This window comes from Pseudomonas sp. LBUM1646 (genome assembly GCF_059716165.1).
The window spans coordinates 6701027-6717452 of the sequence record NZ_CP166810.1 but is presented as its reverse complement, the minus strand read 5'-3'; the positions used below and the strand labels follow the sequence as shown (position 1 = coordinate 6717452).

At 62.1% G+C, this 16426-nt stretch carries 11 protein-coding genes; all 11 read right to left on the bottom strand.

Going from position 1 to position 16426, the window contains the following annotated elements:
* Positions 1–37: 37 nt before the first annotated feature.
* Genes ACA071_RS30690 through ACA071_RS30640 form a run of 11 tightly spaced genes read right to left on the bottom strand, consistent with a single transcriptional unit; the run spans position 38 to position 16405 of the window.
* Positions 38–1456: a VWA domain-containing protein gene (locus ACA071_RS30690; protein ID WP_497642430.1), complete on the bottom strand. Its 1419-nt coding sequence runs from the start codon at positions 1454–1456 to the stop codon at positions 38–40.
* 58 nt (positions 1457–1514) lie between these two features.
* Positions 1515–2021: a hypothetical protein gene (locus tag ACA071_RS30685; RefSeq protein WP_497642429.1), complete on the bottom strand. Its 507-nt coding sequence runs from the start codon at positions 2019–2021 to the stop codon at positions 1515–1517.
* Positions 2022–2025: 4 nt separating this feature from the next.
* Positions 2026–2757, bottom strand: a complete 732-nt coding sequence (locus ACA071_RS30680; protein ID WP_497642428.1) for an OmpA family protein — start codon at positions 2755–2757, stop codon at positions 2026–2028.
* A 34-nt stretch (positions 2758–2791) separates the two neighbouring features.
* Positions 2792–4336: an SUMF1/EgtB/PvdO family nonheme iron enzyme gene (locus ACA071_RS30675; protein WP_497642427.1), complete on the bottom strand. Its 1545-nt coding sequence runs from the start codon at positions 4334–4336 to the stop codon at positions 2792–2794.
* Positions 4326–5549, bottom strand: a complete 1224-nt coding sequence (locus ACA071_RS30670) for an ABC transporter permease (protein ID WP_497642426.1) — start codon at positions 5547–5549, stop codon at positions 4326–4328. Before ACA071_RS30670 ends, ACA071_RS30675 begins: the two co-directional genes overlap by 11 nt.
* Positions 5533–6234 (bottom strand): ABC transporter ATP-binding protein, encoded by a 702-nt coding sequence (locus tag ACA071_RS30665; protein ID WP_497642425.1) that lies wholly within the window; start codon positions 6232–6234, stop codon positions 5533–5535. The genes ACA071_RS30670 and ACA071_RS30665 overlap by 17 nt, the downstream gene beginning before the upstream one ends.
* A gap of 10 nt (positions 6235–6244) precedes the next feature.
* Positions 6245–8239 (bottom strand): vWA domain-containing protein, encoded by a 1995-nt coding sequence (locus ACA071_RS30660; protein ID WP_497642424.1) that lies wholly within the window; start codon positions 8237–8239, stop codon positions 6245–6247.
* The gene (locus ACA071_RS30655) at positions 8239–9261 is read right to left on the bottom strand and encodes a hypothetical protein (protein ID WP_497642423.1); all 1023 of its coding nucleotides are present in this window, start codon (positions 9259–9261) and stop codon (positions 8239–8241) included. Before ACA071_RS30655 ends, ACA071_RS30660 begins: the two co-directional genes overlap by 1 nt.
* 3 nt (positions 9262–9264) lie before the next feature.
* Positions 9265–11979 carry a putative virulence factor gene (locus tag ACA071_RS30650; protein WP_497642422.1) on the bottom strand — a complete coding sequence of 905 codons (2715 nt, stop codon included), beginning with the start codon at positions 11977–11979 and terminating at the stop codon, positions 9265–9267.
* Positions 11976–15041 (bottom strand): virulence factor SrfB, encoded by a 3066-nt coding sequence (locus tag ACA071_RS30645; protein WP_497642421.1) that lies wholly within the window; start codon positions 15039–15041, stop codon positions 11976–11978. The genes ACA071_RS30650 and ACA071_RS30645 overlap by 4 nt, the downstream gene beginning before the upstream one ends.
* Positions 15042–15058: 17 nt before the next feature.
* Complete coding sequence (locus ACA071_RS30640; protein WP_497642420.1) at positions 15059–16405, bottom strand: SrfA family protein; 1347 nt, start codon at positions 16403–16405, stop codon at positions 15059–15061.
* Between the last annotated feature and the right edge of the window lie 21 nt (positions 16406–16426).

Below are 16426 nucleotides of genomic sequence, written 5' to 3'. Positions count from 1 at the left end.
GTCGCTGTGTCCTGACCGACATTGCCAGGCAGGACGACTATTTGCACTTGGCGTTACTCGCCACTTCCTTGCTCGCCAGTTTCAACTGCTTGCCCAACTCCGCCGCGTCGTTGCTGGAGTAAACCCGGCCGCCGGTGTTTTGCGCGATGCAGCGTGACGGGCCGCCGGTACCGATGTTCACCACGTTGACCCGCAGGCGCGGCTGGTTCTGGGCGATCTGGCGGGACACGGCGCATACGTCTTTCTGGCAGTTGTCCTCGCCGTCGACGAACATCACGATCACCGCATCGTTATTGCGCCCATCCACCGTGCTGGCGGCTTTGGCCAGGCTGTCGGCCAGGGGCGTGCCGTCGTTGGGCCGCAGGCCGCGAATCCCGTTGATCAGCCGCTGGCGGTCGCCAAACTTGAAGACACCCTGGTCCGGCGTGCTGTCGCAGCCTTCGTAGGTGATCAGGCGTGTATCGATCTTCGGGTCGAGCCCGTTGATCATGCCTGCCAGCGAATCCTTGGCCACATCCATGCGAGTCGGTTTGGCGAAGATCCGCAAGGTGCGGTTGGGGTCCAGGTACTTGTTGTACTCGTTGCCAAAGAACCAGTCTTCGTCGGCCTTCACCGACTTGATGTTCATGTCCATCGAGCCCGAGGTATCGAGCACCACGACGAATTGCGGGATCTTGGTATCCGGCGTTTTTTTGCGGCAGGCGAAGTTATCCAGTGTCGGCGGCGGTGGCGGGGCGACGACTACGGGTTTTGGCGGTGGAACGGGCGCGGGTACCGGGACTGGCTCGGGCTCGGGTACCGGCTCGGGCTCAGGTTCCGGGACGGGCGCCACGACCGGTTCAGGCTCGGGGACCGGGACAACCGGCTGTTCGACCGGTACCACCACTGGCGCTACCGGTTCAACCACGACAACAGGTTCACGGTGCAGGAACCAGTAAAGCCACAACGCCAACAGCAGCAACAGCAGCGCGAGCAATGCGGCGGCGACCCACCATCCACGACGCGACGGCGGTAAAGCCGCCACCACGGGAGCCAGTGGAATCACCGGCGGCGGGATTGGCCTTGGCGGACGCTGGTTCCAGCGCACGGCCAACGGTTCGCCGTTGAGGCTGTAGAGTTTGTCCAGTTCGGGCGCGCCGAGCAGGCTGCGCAACTCGTCCGCTACGGTCGGCTGACCGCGTTTTTGCAGGTCGTCCGCCAGCAGCTCGAGGGACTTCTGGCGTACTTCGTAGGTTTCCAGCAAACGTCGTTGCGCGTCTTCGTTGAGCTCGGCATAGGGCGTGGGTTGGCCACCCAGTTCGGTCCACCATTCCAGCACGTCGCCGCTGCCCATCCGCGGGATGGCGAAGAGGCTGGCGACGTTGGGTGGAAAGTGTTTCTGGATGAGGGCGACTTTGGCTTGCAGCGCACTCATCCCCTGCGGTGTGGCTTGCGCATCCCTGATGACCCGCTGCATGACGACGATTCCTGGAAAAAAGTGCAGGCCCCCAGAGGGAGGCCTGCGGGGTGAAAAGTTACTCTTCGTAACCGAGGCTGAATTGCAGTTGATTGACCTTCTTCTGCAACGCCTTCAGTTGTTCCTGCTTGGCTGCCAGCGACGCGGGCGTGGCCTTGGCTGTTGGCGCAGCCTGTGAAGCCTGGAGCTGCTGTTCCAGCCCGGCAATCTGTTTCTGGACCTGGCTTTCATTGCCATGCCGGGATTTCAGCGACGTCAGCAGTTGGCCCAGGGACTGGTTCAACGCCGCCTGGGATTTCTGCTGGCTGGCCAGGTCGGTTTTAGTGCTCAGTTGCTGGGCCTGAATGTTCTCGTACACCTGGCGGAACATCGCGTTCTCCTGGCGAGACGCGGTCAGGGCCAGTTCCTTCTGCTTGACCTGATCACTGTAGCCACCGGAGTAGTCGCAGTTCATTTTGGTCAGCATGCTGCTGTCGCGATTGGTCGCATCGCATTCGCCGGGCTTGGTCGCGCAACCGCTCAACACCAGGACGGCGGTGAGGATCGTCAGTTGTCGTAGAGTCATGTGCTTAGCCCAGGGTGATTGCGGAGCGCTGGCTGTACAAACCGTCGACTTCCTTTTGCAGGGCGGCGACTTTCGAGTTCATTTTCAGGATGCTCACGTCCACTTGCTTGATTTCGGCGCTGCTGCCCTGGGAGCGTTCGGCATCGGCCACTTTGGTGTACTCGGTGACTTTGGTGCGCATGTTGCCGAGGTCTTTACGCAGGCGGGCGATGTTCTGGTCGATCTCGGCGATTTGCGCCTGGGCCTTGGTCTTGTCGACCTTCTTGCTGGCAATGTCCTTTTTGATCTGGGCGATGCGCGCCTGATCATCGTTGATCACCTGCTGGGCGGTCGCGGTACGGGCGATCACGTTCTGGGTGTCTTGTTCGACGTCGCTGTTCATCTTCGCCAGGCGGGTGGTGGTGTCGGAGTATTCGCTGCGACGTTGATCCAGGTAGTAGTTCGCGCCCATGGCCACGCCACATGCGGTGATACCGGCAGCGATGGCGCACACGGCCTTGTTGCTGCTGTTGGACAGTGCACAACCGAGGATGCCGACACCGGCGCCGACGGCGCAGGCCTGGTAACCGGATTTGCTGAAGAACTGTGCGTCATTGCCCTGAGTCAGGCGCGGGTCGGTGCCGTCGCTGCCGCCGAGCATCGAGCTACCAGTGGTGGCACAACCGGTCATCAGCAAACTGCCGGTGAGGACGAAAGCGATCTGTAGCTTGAAGCGAGTCCAAAGGCTGCGCGACATGGTGAAACTCCTTGGTGACGGTGTTGGCGTGTTGTTATTGAGTGACGGTTTTGCAACTGGTCAGCCAGGCATCCGTGTCGATCTTCTGCTTTTGCAGGAAGGTCTTCTGGTTCGCCCAGTGGGTACGCAAATAGGGTTTGAGGTCTTGCAGCTGCTTGTTGCGGGTGATGATTTCTTCCATCACCGGCACTTGCGCTTCAAGCAGTGGCTGGCCATACAAGGTGGCCGATTCCACCAGGCTGCTGGCGTAGTAACGGCTGAGTTTGTGCAGGCGATCCTTCTGCTCGTCGAGCTTGCCTTTGCGCATGTCGCAACTGGCGTCTTTGTCCGCGGCTTCACAGTTGAGCTTGTAGTTCTTTTGCAGGAAATCCACGTATTGGCCGTCGTCGAGCATTTTGGTGCACAGGAACGCTCCCAGGTTGAGGCTGGCGCGGATCGCCTGGTCGCGAGTTTCTTCCTGCTGCTGGTTGCTGGCGCGCAATTGGTTTTCCAACGCCTGAAGCTTTTCCTTGAGGGCTTTGTCTTCGACGCCCGAGGCCAGGCTGTTCAGTGACTGCACGGTGCCTTTGTCCGCCGACTCGGTTTCCTTGCTGCCGGTGCCGAGTTTCTTCCAGCTGCTTTCGATGCTGGCAACCCGTTCGCGGGAGGTCAGGGTCGGCGAGACCAGTACCAGGCGCAGGCCGGTGGTCTTGTTCTTCACCTGGCCTTCGGCGTTGTAGTACGGATCTTCCTTGCGCAATCCGGTACGCAGGTCGGCCTGGGCGGTCAGGTAGTTGCCGCCGCGGACCACATAGCCGCCCGCCTGGCCGTGCTGGCGGTCGAGTTTGTTCAGGCGAAACGGCTCGAACATCATCTCGTCGACGTTGCCGAGCATGTCGTGCAAGCCCAGCGGATTGGGCTTTTGCAGGCCGGACAACTGCAATTTGCCATTGGACGATTGCGCCCCGGCGAACCATTCGTAGGCGTTGATTCCGTCGGGCATCGGGTAGTGGGTATCACGGAATTCCGCCGCGCCGACTTCCAGGCCACCGCGCGCTGCGAACTCCCATTCGACTTCAGTCGGCAAGCGCAGGAAGCCCAGCGCGCCGTCTTCTTTCGGCAGTTTGTCCGCGGCGTTTTTACGCAGCCACAGGTTGTACTTGTCGGACGCTTCGACGGCTTGCACCCAGCTCACCGACACTTGCGGCAAGCGCATTTTGGTGGCGGCGGTGGGGCAGGTGTCTTCGGTCAATGCCGCGTACTGCAGCTGACTCATCTCGTACTTTGCCATCAGGTAGTAGCGGGATTTGTCGGTCTTGGCGCCGGTGAAACTGCCGGCGATAAACGTGGGGCGGGTCTGTTCGACGTAGCCGTATTCGGCGCCGTCCTGGCCGATGTTGATCGGGTAGTCGTCGAGCGGCCCGGCGACCGGAATGAACACCTTGCGAAACACCATCGAACCGTCGCACGGCATCGGCAGCACGACATCGCTGGCGTCGGGCATCGGGTTGTAATACTTCTCTTCCCAGCCCGCCGCCGAGGCGTCGAGCAGGTATCCCAGGCTCAGGGGCAACAGCAAGCCAAGATGTTTATAGCTCACGCAGACTCTCCGCAGGTTGGATGCTGATGGCTCGCACGGCGCCGATCACGGCCACCAGTGCAGCGACCAGAAAGGTCAGGAGCAGGGCGGCGAGGCCATGCCAGATAGTGATGTGGCAAACGAAGGTGCCGGTGGCCTGGCTGCTGCCGAGCAAGTAGTCGAACAAATGGCTGCCGACCGCATAAAACCCCAGCCCGCCGAGGTAACCGGCCAGGCTCAGCAACAGCGCTTGCAGGACCACGAAACCGGCGACTGCCGTACGCTTGAACCCCAGCAGGCGCAAGACCGCGAGGCTTTTGCGCTTGCGGTCGATATTGGCCAGGAACGCGCCGACCATCGACGCCACGCAGCCGATCAGCGCGGCCAAAGCGATGACCCCGAAGATCAGCCCCAGTACATGATTGATGGCTTTGACGTTGTCGATGTCGGCCAGTCGGCTCGAGGTTTCGATGTGTTGTTCGTTGAGCCAGCGCTCGAGCGGCGCGACTTGATCAATGTCACGCGCATAGACCCGGGCGCGGGCATACAGCGCGGGCAGGTCACCGACCGGTTTACCGGTTGTGATGCCGAACGCGCCGACCTGATAACCATCGCGAAAGCGCTCCAGCTCCAGCAGCAGCGGCGGCGCGACAAACCCGGCGGCGCGGCCGAAGCGGGCGCCGTCGAGTACCGCGAGCACGGTCAAGGTCAACTCGCCGCGCTCATTGGCGCCATCCAGGCGACGCAGCACGCGCAGTTGCACGCTGTCGCCGACTTTGGCCTGCAAGCGTTGGGCGGCGCGGGCGCTGAGGATCACCTGCTGGCCGACGGGATTGAATTGCGGCAGGTTCAGTTGTGGGTCGCCGGGTTCGGTGGCGATGATTTCCGCGCTTTCAACAAAGCGTGTCAGGCCGATCAACAAATCGGCCTGGGTGTTGAGCGAGCGGGTCTGGCCCAGGGCGAAACCGGTCTCGGGTCGCAGGCGCAGGCGCTCGATCCAGGCACTGTCGTAGTTGCCGTTGCTGAGCATCTTCACTTCAAGGTTGCGCGGGTCGCGCAGCAGTTCGTCCTGCAACTGACTGACCACCCCGTGCTTGAGGCCGAACAGCAGCAACAGCGGCGCGATGACCGCCACCAGTGAGGCGGCGATGCACAGCGACACTTTGCGGTCGTGCCAGAGGTCTTGCAGTGCCAGGGTTGCCAGCAGGCGCAAGCGGTCAGTCCATCGGTTCAAACAGTGTCTCTCCCTGACGGCTGATAGCGCCGAGTCGCGGCAAGCCGAAATCCTTCAACAAGGCCCAGTCATGGGACACAACCAGAGCACTCAGGCCCATGCTCGACACCAGGCTCAACAGCAACTCGAACAAACGCCGGGCACTGTGGGGGTCGAGCGCGGCGGTCGGCTCGTCGGCCAGTAACAGCAATGGTTCATGGGCAATCGCACGCACACAGGCCACGCGCTGGCGTTCGCCGATCGACAGCGCCTGGGGGTGTTTATCCAGCAAGCCTTGCAGGCGCAGCACTTCAACCGCGTGGTCGATGTGCGCGCTGTTCGCCGACATACCGAGCAAACGACGGGGCAGGCTGATGTTGTCGCGCACGCTCAGGAACGGCAGCAACCCGCCGCTCTGCAAAATAAACCCCAGGTGTCGCGAACGCACCGCCGCCAGGGCCGCCTGGTCGTCACTGGCGAGCAATTGAGCGATGTCCTGGGCGTGCGCCGAACCCAGCCGAAAACGCTCGAGCTCGACCGGTGCCAGCAACAGGCCGATGGCTTCGAGCAACGTGCTTTTGCCGCTGCCGCTCTCGCCGGTGATGGCGAGGATTTCCCCGGCCCCCACCTGCAAGTGCGGCAGGCGCACATGATGGGCCAGCGCGCCTTCACCACGGCGCACCAGCAGGTTCTTGATATCGAGCATGGGTGTCTCGTTAAGGCATCATTTCCAGTGGCACGGGGTACACGTTGTCCCGTGCGTCGCTGTCCTTGGCTAAAGCCACCCAACGGTCGACGTCAGCGTTGTAGCGCTGGTAGTGCCGCAGTTTGGTGTTGAGCGTGCGGATGAATTTCTCTTGGGCCAGGCCATCCCAGCTCTTCCAGGTTTCTTCATCCAGGTTCAGCACTTCGCTCTGGTACGGCAGGTCTTCGAGGTACTCACCGAGCACGCCCATGTCCGCCAGTTTGGCGTTGCCGTTCTGCTTGAGCTGGTTCGGATCGGCACCCATGGTCGCGGCCACCGAGCGCAGGCGATCGAACATTTCGGTGGGCGAGATCAGCCCTTCGTTGGCGGCATCGAGAATCTGCTTCATCACGTCGCTCAAGTCGCTGAGCTGAGACTTGGTCAGCAACACTCGCACGTCGGTGGTCGGGATGTTCTGCTTGATCAGGTCACGGTCAGTGATCCACGCCTTGAATACCGGCGGCGCCTTGCTGTTGGTCTTCTCGCCCAGATAAGCGAGTTGCATGGCGTGGCCGATCAGGGCGGCGTCATCGAGCATTTTCTTCTCGGCCGGGTCCTGCTTGGCGTTCGCCGCGCTGCCGATGGCGTCCTCACCCATGTAGGCCGCTTTCACCTGGGAGGTGATGGCCGTGGCGAGGGCGTCGACCTTGCGCCCGAATTCCTGGATATCACCCGCGTTCACCGGGTAATACAGCGAGGTGTTGGTGCCCGGGTAGGTCGACAGGTTCTGGTACTGCGCTTCGGCCTTGGCGTGATCCTTGACCCCGGCCGGGGTTTTCAGGTGCAGGGTGTAAATCGCCACGCCGGGGTTGGCGGCTTCGAGGCGAACCTGCGAAGCGCTCAAGCCGGTTTGCGAGATCTTGTCGTCGCCTTCGATGGCTCCGGCGTCGGTAATCAGCACCACGTAGCGTGCGCCGAACTGGCTCCAGTCGATCTTGTCGATGCTGTGCATGACACCGGCGAAAGAGTCTTCGTCGTAACTGCTGCTCGACACCTTGGCTTGCTTGAGGTCGGCGACCTTGGCCAGGAAGTCGGTACTGTCCTTCACCTGGGTCGGGTCGGCGTACATTTTGGTGGTGTATTCCAGACCTGGCACTGCCTTAGTGCTGGAACGGAACGCCACCAGGCCGAACTTGACCTGCTTGCCGAGGTTCTGCGACTCGATCTGCTGATAGACCTTGCGGATCGCTTCGCGGGTGCGGTCGATGTACGGATCCATGGATATCGTCGAGTCGATGACAAACACCACCGCCGCACTGAATTCCTTCAGTTGGCTGGCGGCCTTGTCGTCGGCTTCCTTACTGCCGGCCGGGCCGGTTTTGGCAGCGCCGCCCTTGGGATCCTTGTCATCGGGTTTGCTCACCGACGCCACATTGAGCAGGCGCGTGCGGAAACCGGCCTCGGTCATGACTTCTTCGCCACTGAGCACTGGCAGCAGGTAGAACTGCTTTTGCATATCGACAAAGTATTCAGGTTCTTCGGCGAGCACGCCGGGTGCTTGCTGGCCTTTCTTCAACGTGGCCCGCAGCGGCGCGACTTTGCTCACCGGGTCCGGCGCATCGAGGATGCCTTCGACGGTGGCGCGTTCCTTGAAGAACAACAAGCGGTCGCGGTTGGCCGGGTTGGTGAAGGCCAGAGTCAGCTGCATCTTCCAGTCGGTGGTGCAACTGGCGGGCAGCCAGCCAATGGTCTTGCCATAGCTGTCGGGGCCGACTTTCAACCATTCGGCATTGGCGGCCTGGGCACGTTCGTAGACGTAGAAACGGCTGAAGACCGGTTGTTCGTCGCCCGCCGCGCCGCCCGCCGTCGGGCTGATCTTGCAGCCCGGGGTGGTCAGCACGCGCTGGAACAAGGTCTTTTTACCGACCTGGATCAGCGGCTTGTCATCGGCCTGGGACAGCGGGCTGATGCACAGCGCCAGCAACGCGGCGCCACTCAACAGGAATCGACTCAAGGGCGAGCGCATCACTTCTGCAACTCCTCGAAACGCAGCTTGGCTTCGGCGTTGTTCGGGTCCTGGGTGAGGATGGTTTCGTACCAGTAGGCGGCGGTGGCGTTGTCCGCAACCGGGAAGCACTCGCTGGCCTTCAGGTATTTAGGGTCGTATTCGCGGGCATAAGCGTTGGCAATCAGCGGGTCACCGGCCTGGGCGCGGTTGGCGTACAGACGCTGGGCGACGCCACAGTGTTTGCCGGCCTTGGCCTGGTTGATGATCTCCAGCAATTTGGCGCTGTCCGGCGCGGCCTTGATGCAGGTCTGGACGAAGGTCAGCTCGGGCAGGCTGTTCATGCTGTCGAGGGTGCAGGCTTCAGCGTTGGCCGTGGCCGTGGCCGGTGCGGTGGTCGCGACCGCCGGGACAGGCGCCGGGGAGCGTTTGTAGAACCAGAACCCGGCCCCTGCTGCCAGCAGCAACAGCACGACAATCAGCAGGGCGATGAGGGCTTTATTGCTTTTCTTCACCGGAGCCGGTGGAGGGGTGTAGACGGGTTCGGCGGCCAGCGGTTTCGGTTCCACTTCCGGCTCTGCCGTTGGCAGGATCAGTTCAGGGAGTTCCGGGATTTCAGGTTCTGGTGCTTTTGGCGCCGTCAGTTCTGCGCCGCCGTAAGTCGAGCGCGTTTCACCGCCGGCCGTGGACGGCAGCAGACCAACACCTGGCCGGACCACGCCTTTGTCGGTGTGCCCCGGGCCTTGTTCGCGCAACTCGATCTGGAATTGCGAACCGGCGCTGCCTTCCAGCAACGGGTCGAGCACGTCCGGGCCGACCGGGGTTTCAATGGCTTCGCCACTGGCCGCGACGTTAAAGCGCGCGACCTGGAACCAGAACGGGTTGTTGCTCCAGGCCTTCTGGGCCTGGAGGTAGAAACCGTCCTGGTTGCGCTGGATGGAAAACTCCAGCTGTTCTTCGCCACCCTGCCATTTCTTTACGGTGAGGTTGGCGTGGCCAGGCACATTGGGCTCTAACGCGAGCAGGTCGACACGAATTGGCATTGCTTATCTCGCTGCGAAGGCGGTGAGCACATGGCCCAGCCGTTCGTTCTGTTCAGGGGTGATTTCGCGACCGGCACCATGGCCGGCGTTGTCCATCGTGATGTAGGCCAGGCCCGAGAGCCAGTCGCCCAGGAACCGCTGCGCCTGGTTCGCCGGTTGCGCCGGCAGCACGGGTACTTGTCCCGGACCGATGTCGGTGTAGAACGAAAACAATGGCGCCTTGGCCCCGGCGCGGCTGATCGGCCGCTCGCTGACCGGTTTCTGGATGTAGCCGAACCAGGACACGAAATCGCGCAGGACCCGTTGCACTTCCAGGACCTGGCGCTCGACCAGTTGATCCCGTCGTGCACCGCTTTGCGCACGCTTGAGCACCGCGCGGCTCAGTTGGCCCGGCAGGTCCTGGCGATAACCGGCGGTGATCAGTTCGTCGACCACCGCTTCGAGCAAGGCTTTTTCCAGCCCCAGCAGGTTGAGCAGGCTTTGCCGGGTGGTCAGTTCACGCAGGTGCGCGATCCAGGCCTTGAATGCGGCTTTGGCGAATCGATGTTCGTTGCTTTGCAGCTCCGGCGCCGGGGCGCTGGTTTTGCTGCTGGCCGGTGCGTCGTGGCTCAAGTCGTCGCCGAAATCGAAGTCGAAGCCGGCGTCGTTGCTACCGTACAGGCTGTGACTCGGGGTCGGTGCCACCGGTTCATCGCTCGCGGCGGGTTCATCATCGGTTTCGTACACGCCGCTGAGGTACAGGTCACGTACCTCTTCACTCGGCATGTCGAGTTGATCGATGAACTCGCCCAACACCGCCGGACGACGGCCCAGGCCCGACAGGATCATCTGTGCCTGGGCTTTCTTGGCGGCTGCGGCGCCGTCACCATCGGCGTGATACCAGGTGCTCAGGCCGTGAGTGGTCAGGCCTTCGAGGCACTCGCTCAGTTGCTCGCGGATGCGCTGCAGTTTGAAATCGATGTTGGCCACACCTTTGAAGCTGCCGCTGAAGTGGCTGATGCCGCCGTCGTCGTCGCGCAGCATTTCGCTCCAGGCTTTGGCGGGGGCGTTGATGTGCTTGCCCACCAGCGCGTTGCTGGCAAAGCTCGAACCCAACGCATCGACGCGTTCTTTATAGCTGGCGTTGATCCCGGTTTCGGCGCCGTTGGCGTCTTGGCCGATGAACGCCGCATCCATGCGCGGTTTGCGCACCAGGAAGGTGTTCTGGAACGGCGTGCCGGCCCAGTCATTCATCCAGCTCAGGCTGCCGAAGCGCTCCAGCATGGTCAGCTTGACCATGCCGTTCCAGCTCTCGTCGTACTGATCAGGCGTCAGGCTCAGGGAGTTGGTGATGCGCAGGTCGAGCATGGTCAGCGCCCAGATCAGGCCGGTGTCGCGTTTGCTGCGCGCGGCGGCGTCGGCGCCCTGGGTCTTTTCGATCCAGCGCGTCAGCACCGGGCCCACGTCGTTGACATCGCTCTGTTTAGTCGAGCCGGTGCACACCACCAGGGCGTTCATTTCCTGGTTGTCGGTGTAGCGTTCGAACAGGTAAGCCACTTTGCCGCGCAGGATCAGCTGCGAGACGGAGTTGTCCTTGGTCGCGGATTCCGGGTCGTTGGAGTCGGCGATCTCGTGCAGCTTCTTGCGCCCGCGATACCCGGGGAAATCCAGCAGATCGACCTGATTGACGATGTCGTCGGCCGGGGCTTCGATCAGGCAGAAGGTCATTTCGGCGGTCAACGCCGCGAGTTGCGCCACGGGAATGCCCTGGCTGTTTTGCAGGCGTCCGTCGACCTGGGGCCGTACGTCGATCGGCAAGTCCCGCGGGCTGCCGAAGCGTTCGAGGATGTCGACGTTCATGATGCTGTCGCGCTGGCTGTAGGTGTCGTTTTCGAAACTCACCAACGCCTTTAGCGGCGCGAACACGGTCTCGGGCAGACCCAGTTTATGCAGGGCGCCGGCCAGTTGCTGATACACGCGGGTCAACTCGCTTTGCTCACCCCAGAGGATGGCAAACAGCTCGGCACGCTCCTGGAAATTCAGGCGTGGCGCCAGTTTCAACGCCTTGGGCCAATACAGGTGTTCGAGTTTCTTCACCGAGTTGCGGAAGTTGTCCCGCAGGTAATCCCACAGCGACACCAGGTCGTCGGCGTTGACGCCTGGCTGTATCGGCCCGTTTTCACGGCCCTCGAACGGCTTGAGCACACGCTGGATGCGCTCTTCATCGATTTCGTAGGAGATGCGCTCAAGGTCGAAATCCTTGAACCAGGAGTTGGCCAGAATCTTCGCCAGCTCGACTTCCTTGAACAGCGTCAGTTGCACCGGGAAATCCCGGTCCGGGCTTGGCGTGGCGCGGCGGCTGAAGCGCGTCACCAGGCCGGTGGCTTCCTTGCCGCCACCCACCGGGTTGATGTGCTTGATGAAGTCCAGGCGCTGGTCGCCATAGTTGGTTTCCAACTTGCCGTTCTGCCCGGCCGCCAGGGCCGAAATCAGGTAGGACTTGCCGGCCTGGGACAAACCAAAAAAGCCGATGGTCATTGGCGTGCAGGCCACGCGACCCAGGCTGTGAGCCAGGTTGCGGGCGCGGTGCAGGCGGATGTTCAGGTTGTCGGCTTCGCTGTCCAGGCGTGGCGCATTGACGCGCGTCTGGCCAATCCATTCCAGCGCCTGGCCGGCACCTTCATAAACAGCGGTCCAGCTGGCAGCGAGCTGATGTTGATCGGGAGTCAGATCATTCATTTGCGTTTCACACTTCCACTGTCGAGCCAGTACTTGGTCTCGCTCAGGCCGGCGTCGAGCATGGTGTTGAGTTCCAGCTCGAGGTCGCTGCGCGGGTTGAAGTTGACGTTGTTACTGTTGGATTCGATGTCGCGTACCGAGAGGCGGTCGCTGACCAGATCCTGCTTGCGCGTGTATTTGTCCGCCGGTTTGACCTCGAAGCGCACCTTGAGCAGCGGCGCGCTGCCGTTATCACCGATCGCGCGGGAGAACTTTTCCCGGCCGGCCTTGGTGAACCGCAAGGTGTACAACGGCGAGGCGGCCCAGCGATCGGCGGCCAATTGGCGGAAACCGAGGCGCAGGTCGCCGCGCATTTCCAGTTGCGGCGTATCGGCGTCGTCGCCCGTGCCGATTTCCGGCAGCTTGATTTTGTAGTCTTCGGACTGGATGTCGCGGTACAGCACGTCGGCATCCTTGATCACATTGTTCAGGTCGATGACGCCAATGTGCTTGACCGTCGAGTACGGCTTGAGCGCCGAAGAGCGGAAGTAGAAGTTCGGCACGCTGTGGTTGGCGCACAGCAAACACAGCATGGCGCCGACCGACGCGGTGCTTTTCGGGTCGTCGATCCGGCCATTCTTGTGGAACGGATACCAGCCGCCGGTGCGGTAGTTCTGCAACGCCAGAATGCGCCCCGGTGGCAGCGGCAGCACCTTGCGGATGAACGCCTGGATGCCGGGCAGGCGCGAAGGGCGGCCGGTCAGCAGCAGGACGTCGCACGGGTAATGCGCGACCACTTCACAGAGTGCGCCAAGGATTTTGGTGATGTTGACCTGATCATTGAGGAACGCAGCGTGAAGTTTTTGCAGGTCGAAGCTGATCGGCGCTTCATACAGGTCGAAACCGCTCTGGCCACCGACATCGCGGCGCACGGCGGCGTTGACGTAGTCGAGCACGGTCTGGCTGATCGCGTTGTCGCCCAGCAACTGGCGGTAGCTCTGCGGGGTGACTTCCTGCGGGACTTGCGGGTCGTAATGCTCGTACGCCTTGAGCAGCGCCAGGCCCAGCGGCGAGAACACCTGCAGGTTCAATTGCTGGCGCAGGATCATGTCCTGGGCGCTGACGGATTCGTCGCCGCACAAGCGCGACATCAACGAATCCGGGGCTTTGACGCCGGCGTTCTGTAAGGCTTTCTCGAAGCTCGGCAGGATGAAGTCCTGAATCACATCCAGCAGGATATCGTCGCCAGCGACTTTGAAACCATCGCGAAAACGCTGCTCCGGCACGATGTGCACGTTGCTGCCGCTGCCCGTGTTGCCGGCGCGGTCGAGGCGGTAGTCGGTGATGACCAGGTCCGTGGTGCCGCCGCCAATGTCGATGGTCGCCAGGGTGATGCGCTCGCGGTCGGTCTTGTCGGGGCGGGCGATGGTGTCGAAAAACTCTTCCGGGTGGCCGGCGAAGTTCTCGTTGACCTCGGTGTACAGGTACACCAGTTGGCCGCAGGAGGCTTCGTCCCATTCGACGCGGATACTCGGGATCGGCGTGCGTGGGCTGACGGCCGCGTCCTGATGCGGGTCTTCCTCGCCGGCGTGCCAGCCGAGGCTTTTCCACACCAGGCCGATGGCTTGCAACATGCGTTCGTTGAGAATGCTGCGCTCAGCCTGGGGCATGCCTGGTGGCACAGTCAGGGTGATGCTGTTGAGTTGGCGCGGCACGCGGGTGTGACCCTGGCGCGAGCGTTGGGCCGGGCTATTGATCTGCGACAGCGCCTGGGCCAGCACTTCGGCGAGCATGAAGGTCATCAGCGAGCTGCGCGAGTAACGCGGCATGAACACGGGCAGACGATCGTCCTCTTCGAGGCTGTAAAGCGCCTCGCCGGTTTCATTGATCAGGTGTGAGAACGGCGCGGCGGTGGCGTACGGCTCGTTGTCGGTCTTGATGTACGAACAGTTGAAACGCCAGCCGTGGCCATAGGCGTTTTCGTCCCACAGGTAACGTTTCGGGCTGGACAGGCCAGTGGAGCCTTCGGTGCCGCGACGGCGGCTGGCCAGACGGCTGGCCTCGTTGCCGACCCGGGCGATCGTCGCCCACTGGAACGCATCGTGACGACCGCTCTTGACCGAGCAGTGGTCCTTGCCGAAATACGCCTGGGCGAATTCCACGCGGCTTTCGAATGGTTGGTTGTAAGTGTGTTCGGGCGTGATCAGGTCGCGCAGTTCCAGCACGTAATTCTGCTTCAACCCGGAGCCGGCCTGGCCGTGGTTCTCGATCAGGATGCCGCAGGTGCGCGAGTTGCCGACGTCCAGCACCAGGTCCACCGGGATCGGCTTGACCAGGCCATTGCTGTCGTTGGCGACCACTTTCAGTTCAGGGATATCGACCTTCGGCCGGGCCGTCGACTGCGCTGCCACAGACGGCGTGCTCAACAGGCTCAGCAGGTTGAGGTAGTGCGCCAGGTGATGGTTGGCGCGGATGTCGATGTCCAGCTCTTCGCGGGAGCGGTGGGTGTTGCCTTCGTTGAACAGCTCCAGCAGCCATTCGTTGACCCACGGCTGGGCCAGGAACCAACGGGTTTCGCTGGCCTTGGTCGCCAGTTTGAAAGACACGCCGGAGCTGATGTCTTCTTCGTTCGGCGCCAGGTAGGCAGTGCCATCACGCTTGGGCATCACGCGGCTGTCGAACGCCATCGTCAGGCGGTGTGTGTTGCCGTCGATGTCGGGCGTGGCCAGTTTTACCAGACGCATGCGCGACCAGTTGCTCGGGCCTTCGTCGAAACGGTGCGGCGGCATGAAACGGAAAAACGGGATCGGCAGCCAGACACCGTTGAGCAGATCCAGGCTGCTTTTCATGTCGACGCTGAACGCCGGTTTGGCTTTTTCGACCTTTTCCGGCTCGGGCTCGTAGAAGTAGAAGTCTTTCTCTTCGTTGTACATCAACCGGCAGATCAGCCCGCTGATCATCGGCGCGAACTCGCCCGCCGGTTCCTTGCGAGGGTCCAGGCGCAGGGCGAAATCCATGAACTGGATACCGGTGTCGCTGACCAGCGTGACGGTGTCTTCGAATTGGGTGACTTCAGGCAACATGTCAGGTTATTCCGTGTTTATTCGCCCGTTTGCCGCATGGACATGGGGAATTGATCTTTTCCGTAACCGCCGGTGCAGTCCGCGACCGTGGTCGCCCCTTTGCGGCAGTTGACCTTGGGCATGTCGTAGGTGCTGCCATCGCCGCATACGGCCTGGCCCTGGCTATCGATGGCCAGGCTGCCTGACTTCATGGCAGCGGTGACCGGGCCGCTGCATTTCGAGCCGTCGGCCTGGTGCACGGTGACTTCGCCTTTACCGTCCTTGAACTGGTATTCCAGGCGCAGCGGCTTGCCGGTGCGGCGATCCTGGATGCCGGCGCCCGCACGGTACTGACCATCAAGGAAGTCCGCGGCACCGTCGGCGGCGTCAGGTGGAATGCTCAGCGCCGGGCCTGGTTTGGCTGAGCCGGCTTTTTCCACGTCGGGTGGCGTGACCACCGGCGGCGCGGTTTTATTTTCTGGTGGCGTGGCCGGGGCTTCGGCTGCCGGGTCTTGAGTGATGTCGGCGGGGGCGGCGTCAGCTTCATTGCCTTCGACGGCTGGCGCTTCCACACCGTGGGTGCCTTCAACAGCGGCAGCGGTGGTGGAACCTGCGACGGTGCCGGTCACTGGAACGCCGTTCAGCGTCGTGGCGTTGCCGGTCAGTTGCGGTTCCTGGTTTTCTACCGGAACGATGCCCGCAGGCAGCAGATCAACCGCCACCAATGGAATCGGCACGCAACCGCGCAAGCCGAGCAACAGCCATAGAAACAGCAGCAAGAACGGCAGCAGCAACAGCCACCACCAGCGACGCCACCACGGACGGACGACCACCGGCACGATAGGCGCTACAACCGGCGCTTCGACCACGGGTGGCGGGGTGAATACGGGTGCAACCGAATACAGGCAGTGCAACGGATCGCGCAGGCGGTCGGCACCAGCATGCTCGAAACCCCAAAAGGTCAGCACCGGTTTGCCTTGCACCAGGTAAACGAAGTTTTCGTCGGGGAAATGAATGACGCGCTTGAGCAACTTGCCGAACACGGCTTTGTCGCCTTGCTGCTGTTCAGCGGTATCGGTGGCCAGGAAACGCTGGCTCAACTCATCGAGCGCAGTTTTCAGCGCTTCAAGTTGCCGACGCGCAGGCGCGCGCTCTTCTTCGGTGGCGCTGCTCCACGGGATGACATCGCCGTCGAGGCCGCTGTACCAGTCGATCTGGTTACCGAGTTCATCGCTTTGAGGAATGGCCAGGTGATAGACCATCTCGGGGTTCTTGCGGCGAATGGCTTCGCGCAATTGCAGAGCCGCCCGGTAGACCGGTTGACCTGTTTCGCCCAGGGCAGTGAATGACCCGCTCTTACCGCTGCGTAATAGTGCCCCGCGCATCCAAACTCCATATGATCCGTT

Coding starts and splice junctions, on each gene's coding strand:
- ACA071_RS30640 (WP_497642420.1), bottom strand. CDS start 16,405: ATGCGCGGGGCACTATTACGCAGCGGTAAGAGCGGGTCATTCACTGCC.
- ACA071_RS30650 (WP_497642422.1), bottom strand. CDS start 11,979: ATGAATGATCTGACTCCCGATCAACATCAGCTCGCTGCCAGCTGGACC.
- ACA071_RS30655 (WP_497642423.1), bottom strand. CDS start 9,261: ATGCCAATTCGTGTCGACCTGCTCGCGTTAGAGCCCAATGTGCCTGGC.
- ACA071_RS30680 (WP_497642428.1), bottom strand. CDS start 2,757: ATGTCGCGCAGCCTTTGGACTCGCTTCAAGCTACAGATCGCTTTCGTC.
- ACA071_RS30645 (WP_497642421.1), bottom strand. CDS start 15,041: ATGTTGCCTGAAGTCACCCAATTCGAAGACACCGTCACGCTGGTCAGC.
- ACA071_RS30685 (WP_497642429.1), bottom strand. CDS start 2,021: ATGACTCTACGACAACTGACGATCCTCACCGCCGTCCTGGTGTTGAGC.
- ACA071_RS30690 (WP_497642430.1), bottom strand. CDS start 1,456: ATGCAGCGGGTCATCAGGGATGCGCAAGCCACACCGCAGGGGATGAGT.
- ACA071_RS30660 (WP_497642424.1), bottom strand. CDS start 8,239: ATGCGCTCGCCCTTGAGTCGATTCCTGTTGAGTGGCGCCGCGTTGCTG.
- ACA071_RS30665 (WP_497642425.1), bottom strand. CDS start 6,234: ATGCTCGATATCAAGAACCTGCTGGTGCGCCGTGGTGAAGGCGCGCTG.